This window comes from Stenotrophomonas sp. LST15-1-1.1 (genome assembly GCF_040815575.1).
Classification (GTDB): Bacteria; Pseudomonadota; Gammaproteobacteria; order Xanthomonadales; family Xanthomonadaceae; genus Stenotrophomonas; species Stenotrophomonas lactitubi_B.
This window is the reverse complement of record NZ_JBFPNJ010000001.1, coordinates 318,162-332,737: the sequence shown is the minus strand read 5'-3', so window position 1 is coordinate 332,737 and position 14,576 is coordinate 318,162. Positions and strand designations below refer to the sequence as shown.

The window sequence follows — 14,576 nt, the reverse complement described above, 5'->3', positions numbered from 1 at the left end:
ATCGGCAACGACCCTGCCCTGGTGATCAGGGTACCCCCCCCCAAACTGCCTCCAGTCTTCATTAGTGCTAGCGTGCCCCGTCAAGCCAGTGATGCAAGGATGCGCTGTAGGATCGTCTATGACCCCGACATTACCTCCATTTTCAGACCGCATGAGGCTGCTCCTCCTCTTCGCACTCTGCTTGATACTCACCTCCTGCGATCTGGTGATGGACAGCTCCTACGCCACGAAGCAGGAAGCCGTCGACGCCGAGATGATTACCAAGGGCTGGATTCCCGCGTGGGTGCCCGATGAGGCGACCGACCTGCGCGAGGTGCACGACCTCGATTCAAACGTGAGCGCGCTTGCCTTCAGCAAACCACGCAGCAAGCAGCTGCTCTTGCCGTCCGGTTGCCGGCCCATCAACCACAGCGCTACCCGGCCGGCGCTGTTCAATCGAAGCTGGTGGCCGAGTGAGACCGCTCTGAAGCGCTCCTACTCCTTCTTTCGCTGCGAGCACGAAATAGACAGGTCGGTCTTCGTCGCAACAAGCAGAGCGGGCGATCATGTGCTCTTCTGGCGCACGTACGCTCGCTGATGCGTGTGCCCGCCCTCTCCTTCAACCCGACACTACAGATGCAAATTCCAGGAACGGTCCTCACCACCCTCGCCCTTTGCCTGTTGCCCAGCCTTCCGGCTTGCGCAGAGCAACACATGCCTGTCGATGTGGAAGCGATCGAACAGGTGATCGAGTCCTTCCGCACCTCGCTGATCAACAAGGACAAACCGACCTACATGGCACTGTTCTTCTCTGACAAGCCGGAAGACATCGGCTGGCAGTTCGTGTCCGAGGACCGGCGATTGGCGGACATCCGCAGGGCCAAGCCCGATGCGATCAAGGCACGAAATATCCCATCGAACAACTTCATTTCGCTCATCGATGAGGCCGTGGCCACTGCAGAGCCACGAGAGGAGAAGTTCTTCAACACGAAGATCGAAACAGACGGCGATGTGGCATCGGTGTCGTTCGACTACAGCTTCCACGCCAACGGTGCGAAAGAAAACTGGGGAAGGGAAATGTGGCAGCTGGTCCGCACCGAGCAGGGCTGGAAGATCTTTTCAGTGATCTATTCGATACGCGACAAACGCAGCTCCGTGGAGAGCTGATACTCCGTTTCAGCCAGTCAACGTCAATCGCTACGAGCAGCGGAATCCTGATTCCGCAGCCGCGCCGCAAAATACCGCGTAGGCGACTGCCCCAGCGCTTTCTTGAACATCGTGATGAACGCTGTTACCGACTCGTAGCCCAGGCTTTCAGAAACCCGCTGCACCGCCGCGCCGCCTGCGAGCTCGCGAATCGCAACCAGCAGATGCAGCTGCTGTCGCCAGCGTCCGAACGATAGACCGGTTTCCCGATCAATCAGGCGCGTCAACGTGCGCTCGCCCAGCGCCAGGCGTTTGGCCCATTCACTGATGGTACTGCGGTCCGCCGGATTGGCCGACAGCGCCGCAGCCAGCGCACGGATCTTGGGGTGATCGCTCACCGGCAGGTACAACCGCTCGGCCGGCATCTCCACCAGTTCGTCCAGCAGCACCCGCGCCAGCCGCTCGACGTGCCCGCCGCGCGGGTAGTCCTGCGGCACATCGGCCAGGTGCAGGATCATCTCGCGCACCATCGGTGAGATCGACAGCGTCACGCAGTGCAGTGGCAGGTCGACGACGCCCGGCTCGACGAACAGATAGCACAGGCGCGCGTTCGCCGTGGCGCGATTGCTGTGCGGCAGGCTGCCGGGAATCCACACGCCGCACTGCGGCGGCACGATCCACAGGGCATTGGCCACCTCGCAGGTCACCGCGCCATGAAGTGCCAGGATCAGTTGTCCCTTGCGGTGGTCGTGCACCGGAATCTCGGCAGCGTGGTCGGCCACCTGCAGGCGGCTGGCCACTGCTGGCCGATCCGTCGCGTCCGGGTCCAGATCAAAGCCAGGCAGCGAAATGCGAGTCATTCTCAATGACCAGATTCAGCGATAGACTGACATTCTAGCGAAATTCGGCGGACGGTCTCGCTGAATACGATGGCGGCATGCAGATTCCCGCCCCTATCCTCCCCTGGCTTTCGCGCCCCAGTGCGCTGCTGACGTCGCCCGCATTGAAGGTCGACCGCGAAGCGGTGCTGTTCTCGCTCAAGTGCCTGCTCGCCGCGATCCTCGGACTGTATGTCTCGCTGCGCATCGGCCTGACCCGCCCGTTCTGGGTGATCGGCACGGTCTACCTGGTGTCGCAGCCGATGTCCGGCGCAACGCTCAGCCGGGGCCTGTTCCGCCTGCTGGGAACCGTCGGCGGCGCGGTTGCTACGGTGCTGCTGGTGCCGCGGTTCGCCAACGCGCCCTTGGTGCTGAGCGTGTTGCTGGCGGCCTGGATGGGCCTGTGCCTGTACCTGGCCATGCTCGACCGCACACCGCGTGCGTATGCCTTCCTGCTGGCCGGGTACACCACCAGCCTGATCGGTTTCCCGGCGGTGATGGTGCCCGGTGACGTCTTCACCATTGCCATCACCCGCGTGCAGGAAATCTCCATCGGCATTCTTGCGGCAACGCTGGTCCACGGGCTGGTGCTGCCGCGCCGGGTTTCGCCGCGTGTGCACGCGCGTGTGGCGTCGATCCTCGGCGATGCGGAACGCTGGACGCAGGACATGCGCGCAGGCGCCAACGACACGGTACTGGCGGAGGATCGCTCCAAGGTAGCCGCGGACCTGCTCGAACTGCATACGTTGTCCATCCACCTGCCGTTCGACAGTGTGCATGGCGTCGCCCAGGTGCAGATCCTGCGCGCGCTGCATGACCGGATGCTCGATGTGCTGATGCTGTCCAGCGCGGTAGATGAATCGATGGCCCAGCTGCGCGCACAGCCTGTTGGCACGACAGACACAGCATGGCCGGACCTGCTGCGTGCAGCACTTTGCACCCGTCAGGCCGAACTCGATGCTGCGCATCACGACTGCCGGCTGCTGGAAGAGCAGCTGCACGCCGCCCGCCCGGACTGGCGCCGGCGAGTGCCCGTGCACCTCGCCAGCAAGGCGAATGGCCATGTGCTGCACCGTGATCACCGGATCGCCCTGCGCAGCGCCTTGGGTGCTTTCGTCGGCATCGTACTGAGCTGCGCGCTGTGGATCGCTACCGCGTGGTCCGATGGTGCAACTGCCGTCTCCATCATCGGCACGGCCTGCGTGTTGTTCGGGACCGCCGAGGAACCTGCGGGGCATGTCATGCGTTACCTGATCGGGTCGACCGTCGGCGTGGTCATCGGGCTGTTCTACGCGCTGGTGATTTTTCCGGGCCTGTCCGATTTCGTCGGCCTGGCCATGGCGCTGGCGCCCGCGCTGCTGGTGTGTGGCTCGTTCCTCGCCCGCCCACCGTTCATCATGGCGGCGTTGGGGGTAGTGCTCACCTTCCCGCTCATTGCAGGATTGGGCGCGACCAATGCCAGCAACATCGTGGGGGCGCTCAACAGCGGCGTCGCGCTGTTCGTCGGCACGGCGGCGGCGCTGTGCAGCATGTCGCTGTTGCAGACGCTGGACAGCAATCGCAGCCGCGCGCGCTTGCAGGACGTGATCAGGCGGGACATCGCGCGCCGGGCGACCGGGCAAGTGCGAAATGCCAGCGACTGGACAAGCCGCATGGTGGATCGGCTTGCGCTGCTTGCTCCTCGCCTGCGCGGCCATCCGGATGCAGCCGCCACATTGCGGACGATGTTTGCAGACATGCGCGCGGCCAGTGCCGTGGCCGAACTGCGTGTGATCGGCAGGACGCTCAAGGACCGGAGCAGCCGCGAGTGTCATGCGCTGCTGATGCACAGGGCTATCGCCCACTTCCGCACTCCCGCTCCCCGCCTGGTAAATGCGCCGCTGCTGGAATCGCTCGAACGCACACGCGACGCCGTCAGCACTGGCAGCGCGCCCGGATCCGAGCATGTTCTTGCACTGCTTTCCAGCCTGCGCCGCGACCTGCTCGTTCATGAGGACTGATGCGATGTTCTCCGATATCTCCATCGATGGCGTCTTCATTCCCGGCCTGCTGGTGGTGGCGCTCATCGCGCTGGCGCTGTCGATGATGGCCTCGCGGCTGCTGGCAAGCCTCGGGCTGTACCGGCTGTTCGCCTATCGCCCGCTGGTGGGCCTTTCGCTGTTCGTGATCCTGGCGGAGCTGTTGATCCAGCTCGCGCCCCTGTTCGAGAAACTGAAATGAAACACGTGCTGAGTGTCATTGGCCGCTGGAGCGCAACGCTCTGCCTGTTCGCCGTCGCCGTCATCGCGGCCCTGTCCCTGTGGAGCCGATACGAAACTCAGCCCTGGACGCGCGATGGCCGGGTACGCGCGGATGTGATCCGGGTGGCGTCGGACATGGGCGGACTGGTGACCCAGGTGCTGGTGCAGGACAACCAGCGAGTGAAAGCCGGGCAGCTGCTGCTGGTGCTGGACCAGCCGCGCTTTGCCGCCGCGCTGGAGAAGGCGGATGCCGCAGTGAGCAGCGCGCAGGCCACGCTTACCCTTGCCCGCCGCGAGTCGAAGCGGGATATCGCGCTGGGCAATCTGGTCGCCTCGGAGACACGCGAGCGCAATGCGGCGAAGGTCGATACCGAAGTGGCCGGTCTGGCGCAGACCCGTGCGGAGCGGCGGGTGGCACTGTTGAACGTGCAGCGCACCGAGGTGCGCGCCAGCGCCGATGGCATCGTCACCAATCTTGATCTCCATCCAGGTGACTTCCTGCAGCCGGGCGCCCAGGCCCTGGCCCTGATCGACAGCAGCAGCCTGAGGGTCGAGGGCTATTTCGAGGAAACCAAGCTCAACTGCATCAGCGAAGGCGATGCCGCGGTCGCGCGCCTGATGGGCGATGGTCGCGACCTGCGTGGGCACGTCGAGAGCATCGCTGCAGGTATCGCCGACGACCAGCGCTCAAGCACCCACAACCTGCTGCCGTCGGTCGCGTCGACCTATACCTGGGTGCGGCTGGCGCAGCGGATACCGGTCCGCATCCGCCTGGATGACGTTGCACCGGATACCCGCCTGATCGTCGGCAGAACCGCCAGCGTGACCATCACTCCGCGCGCGCCGGGAGCCTGCAAGTGATCGGCAACGCATCACGCGCGGGTATGCTCGCCTGTGCACTGTCGCTGGCCGGCTGCGTGTCCGGCCCCGACTACACACTTCCGGCCAACGCGGTCGCCGCCGACCCGGCCGCCCGCCGCGCATTCGTATCGAGCCACGAGGCGGCCTACGCACAAGCCGAGCCGCCGGATCGCTGGTGGCAGCTGTACGACGATCCACGGCTCGATGCCTACGTCAGCGAAGCGCTGCGGGCCAACACCGACCTGCGCGCGGCCGACGCCAACCTGCGCCGCGCCACGGCGATGGTGTTGCAGGTCCGGGCCGAGGGCTCGGTAGGCACCGACGCCGACGCATCGGCCACGCTGGCCCGCGCCGGTGGATACACCTCGCCTTCCTCGCCACCGCAGGTATACGCGCTCGGCATCCACCTGTCCTACCCGCTGGATCTGGCCGGCGGCATCCGCCGCGGTATTGAAGCAGCCAGCGCGGATGCGGAGGCCGTCGCTGCAGCGCGCGACCAGGTACGGGTGGTTGTCGCTGCTGCCGTCACCCGCGCGTATGTTGGCATCTGTTCGACCAACCTCACCCTGGCGGCGACGCAGCGGGTGCTCGATACGCAGCGCGCCACGTTGGACGCCACCACTCTCTTGGCCACCGGCGGACGCGGAACCGAATTCGACGTGAGCCGGGCGCGCGCGGCGGTCAACCGCAGCGCGGCGGCAGTGCCGCATCTGGTTGCCCAGCGGCAGGCAGCCCTGTTCGAACTGGCAGCGCTGATGGGCCGACTACCAGCGGACTACCCGCAGGAAGTCGCCAACTGCCAACAACCGCCGCGCCTGCAGCAGCTGATTCCTGTCGGCGATGGCAGCCAGCTGATCCAGCGTCGCCCGGATATCCGTGCGGCGGAGCGCAGCTTGGCGGCCGCCACTGCGATGATCGGCGTGGAAACGGCGGCGCTGTATCCACAAGTGAGCATCGGCGCGTCCGCTGGCATGGCAGGTTCATTCAAGAAGCTGCTGGGCAGCGACAGCATCGGCGCGTCCATCGGACCGCTGCTGTCGTGGCGCTGGCCGAACCGCCGCGCAACCCACGCACGGATCGACGCTGCCGGGGCCAACGCCGATGCTGCATTGGCATCGTTCGATGGCGCGGTGTTGGACGCGTTGCGGCAGACCGAAACCGCGCTGTCGGCGTATGCGCAGGAGATCGATCGCGAGCACAGCCTTGCCCTCGCCCGCGACGACGCGGCACGTGCGAGCGGCCAGGCCGGGCAGCTGTACCGGTTCGGCAGGATCGGCTTCCTCGATGTGCTGTCTGCCGAGGCCGCCCTGGCCGATGCAGAATCCGCGCTCGCAGCGTCGCGTGCGCAGCGGGTGGATCGTCAGGTGGATCTGTTCCTGGCGCTGGGCGGGGGTTGGGCCGCGCAGGACGCAGTGCCAGAAGCCGGCACTGACCAGCCGGGTAACTTTTGATGAACACCCGTCAGGTACCTTTGGCCTTCGATCACATCGCCTGGCCTGCAAATCCGCGCCGCGAGGCTGCGCGGCCCGGCAACTATAGTTTCTTCACAACAACTTCGCTGCCGGTCTTGTTGGCAATGGTAATGCCCCCCAGATCCAGCCTTCGCTCCTTCAACCAATCAGAGATGAAAAGGAAAGATAGCCGGCATCACCGAGAGCCCCTTGCGGTTGCCCATGCCACCTCAAAATCCGACTCGGCCACTTCATCCTCCGGCCCCAGGCCAAGGTTGGACAAAGGCTGGTCGGCCAGCATGAAGCGATCATCGCTTTGCCCCATCCTGTCACACCAGATGATCGTCTCGCCGTAGATCTCCACTTGCCTGGTGACCTCATCATCTACTGCCTCAAGAAGGATGATGCCCTCCCCAAGGATCGATTCAGCCCAATGCTTGAAATATTTTCTGATCATGGCTCTTACGTCGCATCCTTGCTGTCAATGCCGGACCCTGCTGCTGTAAAAGAACTTCCCTGAACCTGCTCAGCAAAACCTCGCTTGTCACCACGGCGCAACAGAGTCATTTTCTCTCCGCAACGAACGGCACACCATTCGCCGCACACATCTGAGCCAACGCCACGTCAAGCCGCGCCCGGCAGCTCACATCCGTCAACACCACTTCAATTGCACCACCGATTCCAAGCTTCTTTCGTGCCTCCCCAGAAATCAACAACTCGAGGGACACTTCACGCAGAACCACGCTTTCCAATCCGCCGTAGCAGGGTTGAAGCGCACCGCCAATCTCGAGATGGAGGCGATCCATGCCGAGCCTGATGTCCTGCTCGTCAAAATCCCTGCTGCTCTGCAGAATCAGGTAGTGGGACGGATCATCAGCGCCATCTGCAAGCCCAACAACGAGGCAGTGGCTGTCATCTTCTATAGAAACAACATTGGCATTGAAGGTGTAAATGGCTTGAGTCCTCTTTCATTGTCAACCAGCAGTCCAATGCCCCGCCGGCCCCAGGCCAGAGACCTGCCATTTCCATACCTGGAAGATCACCATTCCGGATGGTATCGGTCCTTGAACTCATCCTGGATCAAACCCTGATTTACATAGCGGTCATGACGTGCTTTCAGAGTGTTCCCCGCGAACTTCAAAGCACTCTCAATGGAATCAAACATCCATTCGTCTCCGAATGGAAGATCAGGATCCACTGGCTCGAATTCGTATACATCGATGAACCCGGGGGTTCCGTTGTCAAGGACCTCGCAAAGGCGAACCCTCCAGGAACTGGGCTTGTTGCGCTCGATGGAGACATAGCGAATCACAAGCTGATCCATCTCATATCGCTCAGGGAGAAGCTGTTCAATGTCGCGCCCAGCGGCCAGATAGGTTGTTACGTCCAGATCAACCAGATAGCGCATCCCTCCTCCCAGAGGCGAGTCCCCATTTCGATACGAGACCTCGGCCAGAGAATCCGGGTATCGGAAGCCTGCGCCTCAGTTGTTGCCCTTTGGTTTCCCGGGCCGGGACGGGCGCAGGACTACTATAGTGCAGTAGTGGAACGTCATCGATCGCGCTTCCGCCCCGGCTCAATCCAGCACCACGACAAACGTCGTCACAAGCGCCAGCGGCCTGACCCTTGCCCCGACCCGTCGCAGCTCGACCAGGCCGTAACCCTCCATGAGCCGGAGCGTGCGCGACAGACTCGGCACCTTTCGACCACAGATTCCGGACAGTTCGGTGAGCGAGCGCGGCTGCAGCTTGTGCAGGGTGCGCAGAAGTTCACGATTCTCATCACAGAGCACCGCCGCCAGAGATGAAAGCGAAGGAAAGGTGATCACATCGGATCGCCCCTGCGGTGGTGCGCTGCGTTGCCGTCGCTCACCACTGATGATGCAGCGCCGCGGCGAGGGCGTAGCGGGAAAGGCGGGGGGTCTCGAATCGAGCACGGCAGTCCTGCTTGCCTGGAACCAGCGCCATCATCGCGCAACGCCCGCACCGGCGCTTGAACAAACAACGCATTCTTCCGTGCGCCGGCGCTAGGGAGTGGGAGCACGCCTTGTGCCTTTCCAGGCACGGACAAGAACGGCGCGCTCGGCGGCAGTGAGCAGCGACTCCTCCGCACCGACGCCGATCAGCGCATGCTGCAGGCAGGCGGCCGCCCGTGACCAGCTGGCGTTGAACACGGGCTCTCCCTCGTCTTCGATGAACGCGCCCTCCCCCGCCGTGTCGCGTGCGTGCCTGCGCAACGCGGCATGCAGGATCGAGGGCGCGGCGCCCACCGGCGACCGGGACGCATGCGCCCCCATTGCGAGGACGCCGGCATGCTCCTCGCCGATGAACGGCGAGCCGGGGTCAACGCGGGCAAGCCATCTATCCCAGGCCGCATTGTGTACAGCCGCTGCCTGCGCATCGACCTGCTCGCCCAGAGCGGCGATCACTGTTACCGAAAGACCCGGAATAGCGTTCAGCAATTCAACGACGGCTTCGCCGCTGCTACCGAAAAGCATCGCCAACGGCAGCGCCTCCAGAACATCCACGGCAGTCGCACGGGTGTAGCCGGCGTGGACGAGCGGCTGCTCGGCTGCCGAACGCAGTACGCGGACCTTCAACAGCCTGCCCGGCCATTTCGCAACGATCACCGAATGCATGTGGTGATCGACAACGATCCACGGCGGGCGGTCGTCCGGGCGATCGACGCGCTGCCCGGCAGCGGCGGCCGCCATCGGGCCTTCCTCACCATCGGCCACATAGACGAGGCCCACGGCCCCCACTTCTTCAGGCGGGCAAGCCGAGCCGCCCGCAGGCGGTTCGCCGGACAAATGGTTGATGTTGGCCATGTGATTCGATCCATTGATCCTGCACACCGGCGCAGCAGACCGGGCGCACAGGGGGCGGCGAGCCAGGCCTGCCTCGGCTCGACCGCGTCCCGCTCAGTGCGCCAGGGCGAAATCCAACCCCGCACACACCGCTGCCACCTGGGCGTCGTTGCATTCCTGCGGGTTGGTGCGCGGGCTGTCCGGGTACACCTCGGTGGTGGTGGCATACAGCGCATCGGTGAAGCCAGCACATGCACCAATGGAACGCGACTCGCCCCACACCACGCCCAGCGACTGCAGCGGCATGCCCACCAGATTGCCCTCGGCGTCGGCAGGGGCAATGTGGGTGATCGGGGCCACGGCGGCGATCAACGCCTTCTGGAATTCGTGCTGCGGGTCTTCGCTGTTGCCGATCACATAGAAGCCATCGGGGATTGTGTCGCGCTCGAACGGCTTGCCGTCGCGGGCGCAACGGGCCGGGTCGAACTCGTGCAGGTCGCTGTCGGTGGTCTCGTGCAGGTCCAGGTGGACCCGGATGCTGGCCTTGCGCTCGGCCACCCAGCGCATCAGCGAGGCGGCTTCTTCGATCAGGCCGCCGTCACGGAAACTACGGTTGGGGTCGATGGCATTGGGATTCCAGCGCTGGATGCGCTCGTAGCCCCACGGGCTCACGCACGGGGCCACGATCAGGTTGAAGCGGCCCAGGTAACGCTCGGCATGCTGTTCCAGGAACTGCAGGGCGCCATGCACGCCGCTGGTTTCGTAGCCATGCACGCCGCCGGTGACCAGCGCGGTGGGCAGGGCCGGGTTCCAGTCGTGGTTCACCACCGCAAACAGCGGGTAGTGGTCCGGGGCGTAGTCAAGCTGGCCGTACTGCACCACGTCGAAACGCTCGTCCAGCCGCTCCAGCGCGGTCACCACGTCTTCGTGGTAGCTGCGCTGCCGCTGCTGGCGGGCCCGCCACTGCGCGCGTTCGGCGTCGCCCCAGGGCTGTCCGGGGGTGCCGATCGGGTAGAACTGCGCAACGGTCATCTCAAGCTCCAGAAGTCGGGGTGCGGTGGTACAGCCGACCATTTTAAGCCTTGTGGCCCGATCGTTGCTGCCCCCGCGCCCCGCCTTCATACGGCCGGCTTCATCTGGTTGTAAAATCAACGGTTTTTGGCCCCCACCCCCTTGATGGCGAACGCAGCGCAGCCGGTCCTGGGTGGACCGGACTTCCTCCGTCTGCTCGCCCGTCTCAGCGACGGCGCGATGCCGGCCTCCAGTCCCGCCCTGACCGATCGCCTCGGTCAGTGGGTGGACTGGAGCCGTGCCGTGGCCCTTGCGGGCGCGCTCGATGGCCGCCTGGCTGAACCGGCCGAGGCCGCCGAAGCGCTGGATGATCTGCTGGCCGACTGCGCTCAAGCCGAAGCGAGCCTGTTGGCCTCGCTGAGCGAGGATGCCGAGGCCGAGCGCTTGCTGGACCTGGCCGAGGCCGCTGCGGCACCCAACTTCGCTTCGCTGCGGCAGCGCTACCGCGTGCTGCAGCAGGCCATCCAGACCGCCACCGGTCGCTTGCGCGGCCGCCTGCGTGACCAGCTGGTGCTGGCATCACCGGAGCTGGCGCGGCTGGCCGAGGTCGATGCGGTGATGGAACAGACCTTGAGCCCGCGCGAGCACAGCCTGCTCGCCACCGCCCCAGCAGTGCTGGGTGCCCGATTCGAACGCGTGCACGGCCAGCCCGGCTGGCGCGCGTCCTTCCGCCACGACATGCGCACGCTGCTGCTCGCCGAGCTGCAACTGCGCTTCCACCCGATCCAGGGGCTGCTTGCCGCCCTGCGCTCACACTGACCGGAACACCATGTCCAGAACTGTTTTCCACGTCCTTGTCTTCCTTGCTGGCCTGCTGGCCGTGTGCTGGATCGGTGTCGGCTATGTCTCGGTTCACCCGCTGGGTGCGGCCGTGGCAGCGATCATTGCGGCCTGCTACATCGCCGGTGGCGTGGAGCTGTACCGCTACCGGCAGGCCAGCAATGGCCTGCGCGCGGCGCTCAATGACGTTTCGCTGGCCCAGGACAGCCTGGCGCCGTGGCTGGAGCGTGTGCCGCTGGGCCTGCGCAACGCCGTGCGCCTGCGCGTGGAAGGCGAGCGCACCGCCCTGCCCTCGCCGGTGCTGACCCCCTATCTGGTGGGCCTGCTGGTGCTGCTGGGCATGCTCGGCACGCTGCTGGGCATGATGGACACCCTGCGCGGCACGGGCCTGGCCCTGCAGAGCGCTACCGACATGGCGGCCATCCGCGGCTCGTTGGCCTCGCCGGTGCAGGGCCTGGCCGTGGCCTTCGGCACGTCCATCGCCGGTGTCGCCAGTTCGGCCATGCTGGGCCTGCTGTCGGCGCTGCTGCGCCGCGACCGCCTGCAGGTGGTGCAGCAGCTGGACCGCGCCATCGCCACTGACCTGCATCCGTATTCGCAAGCCTGGCAGCGCGCCGAGTCGCTGCGCCTGCTGCAGTCGCAGTCCGCTGCGCTGCCTGCGCTGGTCGATCGCCTGCAGGTGATGACCAGCACCTTTGAACAGCACAGCGCGGCCGCCAATGAGCGCCTGCTGGCCGGTCAGGCCGAGTTCCTGACGCAGAGCCAGGCGTTGCAGGAGCGCCTGGCCACCTCGCTGCAACAGTCGCTGCGCGAAGGTGCCGAAGCCAGCGCCGCCGCCATCGGGGGCGCGCTGCAACCGATGGCCGAAACCACCTTGGCTGGCCTGGCCAGCCACGGCCAGGCGCTGCATTCGCGCGTCGAACAGGCCGTACAGCAGCAGTTGAACGGCCTGGCTGAGGGCTTCGAGCGCAGCCGCGTGGCCACCGAGGCCAGCTGGGCCAACGTCGTGGCCGAACAGACCGGGGCGCAGCAGGCACTGGTTGCCGAACTGCGCCAGCACCTGCAGGCCTTCAGCGAAGGCCAGAGCGCGCAGAGTGAAGCCCTGGTGGTGCGCATCGGCGAGCGTCTGCAGGCCGACGCCAGCGGCAACGCCGACGCCTGGCGCGCCGCTGCCGAACAGCAGCATGCGTTGAACAGTGAACTGGTCGAGCGTCAGCAGCAGGCACTGCAGCGTGCCAGCAGCCATCTGGACGAACGTGCGCAGACGCTGCTGCAGGCGATGGATGAGCGTCACGCCGCCGGCCAGTCGCTGCTGCAGGACCACGAACAACAGCGCCTGCAGGACTGGCAGGCTGCACAGGCCGCCACCGCCACGGCGCATGCCGAACTGCAGGCGGGCCTGGATGCGCGCGAACAGCAGCGCCAGCTGCGTTGGGACGCGGTGAGTACCGAGCTGCAGCAGGCGCATGCCGCGTTGCAGGCTCAGCTGGTGGCCGCTGACGAACAGCGCCTGCAGCGCTGGAGCGATGCGTTGCAGAATGTTTCGACCAACCTGGCCGAGCGCCTGCAGGCCGATGGCGAGCGCTTGTCCATGCAGCAGCAGCAGGTGTGCGACACGCTGGCGCAGACCGCGCAGCAGATCGGCGAGAACGGACGCGCACAGGCCAGCGCCACGCTGGCCGAAGTGTCCACCTTGTTGCAGACCGCGGCTGAAGCGCCGAAAGCCGCGGCCGAGGTCATCAACGAACTGCGCAGCACCCTGTCTGAAAGCCTGGTGCGCGACAACGCGATGCTGGAGGAGCGTGGCCACCTGCTGGCCACGGTGCAGACCCTGCTGGAGGCGATCAACCACGCCTCGCACGAGCAGCGCACGGCCGTGGACGCGCTGGTCGGTGGTTCGGCTGAACTGCTGGAACGCGTCGGCAACCGCTTCACCGACCACATCGCCGCCGAGACCGGCAAGCTCGATGGCATCGCCACCCTGCTCAACGGCAGTGCCGGTGAGGTGGGTCAGCTGGCCGGCACCTTCGGGTCTGCGGTCGAGCAGTTCGGCACCGCCTCGGCGGAGCTGTCGGGACGCCTGGAGCAGATCGGCGGTGCGTTGGATGCCTCGCTGGCGCGCAGCGATGAGCAGCTGGCGTACTACGTGGCACAGGCGCGCGAGGTGGTCGACCTCAGCCTGCTGTCGCAGAAGCAGGTGATGGAAGAACTGCAGCAGCTGGCCGCGCGCCGCGGCAAGGCCGGCAGCGCATGAGCGACGAGCTGGAGGTCGATGGCGGCTCGCACGCCCCGATCTGGGCGGCATTCGGCGATCTGATGTCGGTGCTGCTGGGTGCGTTCGTGCTGATCCTGGTCGGCGTGGTTGCCGCGCAGCTGGAGCTGTCGCAGCGGCTGGACCAGGAGGTCAAGCAACGCCAGGCCGAGGCCAAGCGCCTGCAGACGCTGGAACAGGCGTTGGCTGGCCCGCTCGCCGCCGGACGGGTGACGCTGGTGGATGGCCGCATCGGCATCAGCGGCAACGTGTTGTTCGCGCTGAACTCCGACCAGCTGCAGCCGGAAGGCCAGGAGCTGCTGCGCAGCCTTGCCACGCCGCTGGCGGCGTATCTGGGTTCGCGCGAAGAAATCCTGATGGTCAGCGGCTTCACCGATGACGCGCCGGTGCGCGAAGGCAACCGCCGCTTCGCCGACAACTGGGAGCTGTCCGCACAGCGCTCGCTGACGGTGACCCGTACCCTGATCGCCGACGGCGTACCGGCCGATGCGGTGTTCGCCGCCGCGTTCGGCAGCGAGCAGCCGGTCAGCTCCAATGCCAACGAAGAAGGCCGCGCGCGCAACCGCCGCGTGGAGATCGCGCCGATTCCCAAGCCCAAGGCGGCTGCACCGGGCGAAAAGAGCGGCGATGGCAGCTGAGTCCTCGCCATTGGATGGATTGCGTGCGCTGGTGCGCGATCTGGATGCCAGCTCGCATGCGCTTGCGCACTATCCGCAGGTGCCGATGCTGGACGACGTGCGCCGCGAGTGGTCCGAACTGCGCAGCGAACTGCAGGTACGCCGCTCGCTCCGCACCGAGGCCCCGGCCGACGGCGGCCCGCTGAACTCGGCAGTGCTGGTGCAGCGCATGCTGGATACGATGCAGGCGACCAGCCCCGGGTATCTGCGCCACTTCATCGACTACGTCGATACGCTGTCTTGGCTGCAGGCGTTGCAGGATGGTGCAGCCAGCAGCGGTGATACGGCAAAGCCCAAGCGCACGCGCAAACCCCGCAACGCGGGTTGAGTGTACGTTGACGCCGACCTGGATCGGCGATTCTGGTAGAGGCCAACCTTGATTGGCGCTTCTCCATCAATGCGACGCATCGACAAT

General features: G+C 65.6%; 17 protein-coding genes. 10 read left to right on the top strand and 7 right to left on the bottom strand.

Annotation, left to right across the window (positions count from 1 at the left end):
• Positions 1-151: 151 nt before the first annotated feature.
• Positions 152-577, top strand: coding sequence for a hypothetical protein (locus MRBLST15_RS01585; protein ID WP_367784850.1), 426 nt, complete (start codon positions 152-154; stop codon positions 575-577).
• A 38-nt stretch (positions 578-615) separates the two neighbouring features.
• Entirely contained in the window at positions 616-1,146 is a 531-nt protein-coding gene (locus tag MRBLST15_RS01580; protein ID WP_367785523.1) for a nuclear transport factor 2 family protein, read from the top strand.
• A 23-nt stretch (positions 1,147-1,169) separates the two neighbouring features.
• Here the strand turns inward: MRBLST15_RS01580 and MRBLST15_RS01575 are convergent, their stop codons facing one another.
• Positions 1,170-1,880: an AraC family transcriptional regulator gene (locus MRBLST15_RS01575; protein ID WP_367784848.1), complete on the bottom strand. Its 711-nt coding sequence runs from the start codon at positions 1,878-1,880 to the stop codon at positions 1,170-1,172.
• Positions 1,881-2,062: 182 nt separating this feature from the next.
• On the opposite strand from MRBLST15_RS01575, the gene MRBLST15_RS01570 reads away from it, so the two are divergent.
• From MRBLST15_RS01570 to MRBLST15_RS01555, 4 genes are read left to right on the top strand one after another with little or no spacing between them, the layout of a single operon-like run.
• Entirely contained in the window at positions 2,063-4,003 is a 1,941-nt protein-coding gene (locus MRBLST15_RS01570) for an FUSC family protein (RefSeq protein ID WP_367828590.1), read from the top strand.
• A gap of 4 nt (positions 4,004-4,007) precedes the next feature.
• Positions 4,008-4,223, top strand: a complete 216-nt coding sequence (locus MRBLST15_RS01565) for a DUF1656 domain-containing protein (RefSeq protein WP_367784846.1) — start codon at positions 4,008-4,010, stop codon at positions 4,221-4,223.
• The gene (locus MRBLST15_RS01560; protein ID WP_367784844.1) at positions 4,220-5,104 is read left to right on the top strand and encodes a biotin/lipoyl-binding protein; all 885 of its coding nucleotides are present in this window, start codon (positions 4,220-4,222) and stop codon (positions 5,102-5,104) included. Before MRBLST15_RS01565 ends, MRBLST15_RS01560 begins: the two co-directional genes overlap by 4 nt.
• Positions 5,105-5,127: 23 nt before the next feature.
• Complete coding sequence (locus tag MRBLST15_RS01555) at positions 5,128-6,555, top strand: efflux transporter outer membrane subunit (RefSeq protein ID WP_265955551.1); 1,428 nt, start codon at positions 5,128-5,130, stop codon at positions 6,553-6,555.
• Positions 6,556-6,751: 196 nt separating this feature from the next.
• Here the strand turns inward: MRBLST15_RS01555 and MRBLST15_RS01550 are convergent, their stop codons facing one another.
• From MRBLST15_RS01550 to MRBLST15_RS01525, 6 genes are all read right to left on the bottom strand, one after another.
• On the bottom strand, positions 6,752-7,012 hold the full coding sequence (locus MRBLST15_RS01550) for a hypothetical protein (protein ID WP_265955542.1): 261 nt from the start codon (positions 7,010-7,012) through the stop codon (positions 6,752-6,754).
• A gap of 106 nt (positions 7,013-7,118) precedes the next feature.
• Positions 7,119-7,478, bottom strand: coding sequence for an Imm10 family immunity protein (locus MRBLST15_RS01545; protein ID WP_236508874.1), 360 nt, complete (start codon positions 7,476-7,478; stop codon positions 7,119-7,121).
• Positions 7,479-7,594: 116 nt separating this feature from the next.
• Positions 7,595-7,963: a hypothetical protein gene (locus tag MRBLST15_RS01540; protein ID WP_265955544.1), complete on the bottom strand. Its 369-nt coding sequence runs from the start codon at positions 7,961-7,963 to the stop codon at positions 7,595-7,597.
• Between the two features lie 168 nt (positions 7,964-8,131).
• Positions 8,132-8,383 (bottom strand): helix-turn-helix domain-containing protein, encoded by a 252-nt coding sequence (locus MRBLST15_RS01535; RefSeq protein WP_198512170.1) that lies wholly within the window; start codon positions 8,381-8,383, stop codon positions 8,132-8,134.
• 198 nt (positions 8,384-8,581) lie between these two features.
• Entirely contained in the window at positions 8,582-9,382 is an 801-nt protein-coding gene (locus MRBLST15_RS01530; RefSeq protein WP_265955547.1) for a hypothetical protein, read from the bottom strand.
• A gap of 93 nt (positions 9,383-9,475) precedes the next feature.
• Positions 9,476-10,393, bottom strand: a complete 918-nt coding sequence (locus tag MRBLST15_RS01525) for a M14 family metallopeptidase (RefSeq protein WP_367784841.1) — start codon at positions 10,391-10,393, stop codon at positions 9,476-9,478.
• Between the two features lie 144 nt (positions 10,394-10,537).
• On the opposite strand from MRBLST15_RS01525, the gene MRBLST15_RS01520 reads away from it, so the two are divergent.
• From MRBLST15_RS01520 to MRBLST15_RS01505, 4 genes are read left to right on the top strand one after another with little or no spacing between them, the layout of a single operon-like run.
• Positions 10,538-11,191, top strand: coding sequence for a DUF3348 family protein (locus tag MRBLST15_RS01520; protein WP_180167276.1), 654 nt, complete (start codon positions 10,538-10,540; stop codon positions 11,189-11,191).
• Positions 11,192-11,201: 10 nt separating this feature from the next.
• Entirely contained in the window at positions 11,202-13,466 is a 2,265-nt protein-coding gene (locus MRBLST15_RS01515; protein WP_367784839.1) for a DUF802 domain-containing protein, read from the top strand.
• Positions 13,463-14,122 (top strand): OmpA family protein, encoded by a 660-nt coding sequence (locus MRBLST15_RS01510; protein WP_367784837.1) that lies wholly within the window; start codon positions 13,463-13,465, stop codon positions 14,120-14,122. Before MRBLST15_RS01515 ends, MRBLST15_RS01510 begins: the two co-directional genes overlap by 4 nt.
• On the top strand, positions 14,019-14,489 hold the full coding sequence (locus MRBLST15_RS01505) for a DUF2894 domain-containing protein (RefSeq protein ID WP_414716120.1): 471 nt from the start codon (positions 14,019-14,021) through the stop codon (positions 14,487-14,489). Before MRBLST15_RS01510 ends, MRBLST15_RS01505 begins: the two co-directional genes overlap by 104 nt.
• Positions 14,490-14,576: the final 87 nt, after the last annotated feature.

Coding starts and splice junctions, on each gene's coding strand:
- MRBLST15_RS01585 (WP_367784850.1), top strand. CDS start 152: ATGAGGCTGCTCCTCCTCTTCGCACTCTGCTTGATACTCACCTCCTGC.
- MRBLST15_RS01580 (WP_367785523.1), top strand. CDS start 616: ATGCAAATTCCAGGAACGGTCCTCACCACCCTCGCCCTTTGCCTGTTG.
- MRBLST15_RS01570 (WP_367828590.1), top strand. CDS start 2,063: ATGCAGATTCCCGCCCCTATCCTCCCCTGGCTTTCGCGCCCCAGTGCG.
- MRBLST15_RS01565 (WP_367784846.1), top strand. CDS start 4,008: ATGTTCTCCGATATCTCCATCGATGGCGTCTTCATTCCCGGCCTGCTG.
- MRBLST15_RS01560 (WP_367784844.1), top strand. CDS start 4,220: ATGAAACACGTGCTGAGTGTCATTGGCCGCTGGAGCGCAACGCTCTGC.
- MRBLST15_RS01555 (WP_265955551.1), top strand. CDS start 5,128: ATGCTCGCCTGTGCACTGTCGCTGGCCGGCTGCGTGTCCGGCCCCGAC.
- MRBLST15_RS01550 (WP_265955542.1), bottom strand. CDS start 7,012: ATGATCAGAAAATATTTCAAGCATTGGGCTGAATCGATCCTTGGGGAG.
- MRBLST15_RS01540 (WP_265955544.1), bottom strand. CDS start 7,963: ATGCGCTATCTGGTTGATCTGGACGTAACAACCTATCTGGCCGCTGGG.
- MRBLST15_RS01530 (WP_265955547.1), bottom strand. CDS start 9,382: ATGGCCAACATCAACCATTTGTCCGGCGAACCGCCTGCGGGCGGCTCG.
- MRBLST15_RS01525 (WP_367784841.1), bottom strand. CDS start 10,393: ATGACCGTTGCGCAGTTCTACCCGATCGGCACCCCCGGACAGCCCTGG.
- MRBLST15_RS01520 (WP_180167276.1), top strand. CDS start 10,538: ATGGCGAACGCAGCGCAGCCGGTCCTGGGTGGACCGGACTTCCTCCGT.
- MRBLST15_RS01515 (WP_367784839.1), top strand. CDS start 11,202: ATGTCCAGAACTGTTTTCCACGTCCTTGTCTTCCTTGCTGGCCTGCTG.
- MRBLST15_RS01510 (WP_367784837.1), top strand. CDS start 13,463: ATGAGCGACGAGCTGGAGGTCGATGGCGGCTCGCACGCCCCGATCTGG.
- MRBLST15_RS01505 (WP_414716120.1), top strand. CDS start 14,019: ATGCCAACGAAGAAGGCCGCGCGCGCAACCGCCGCGTGGAGATCGCGC.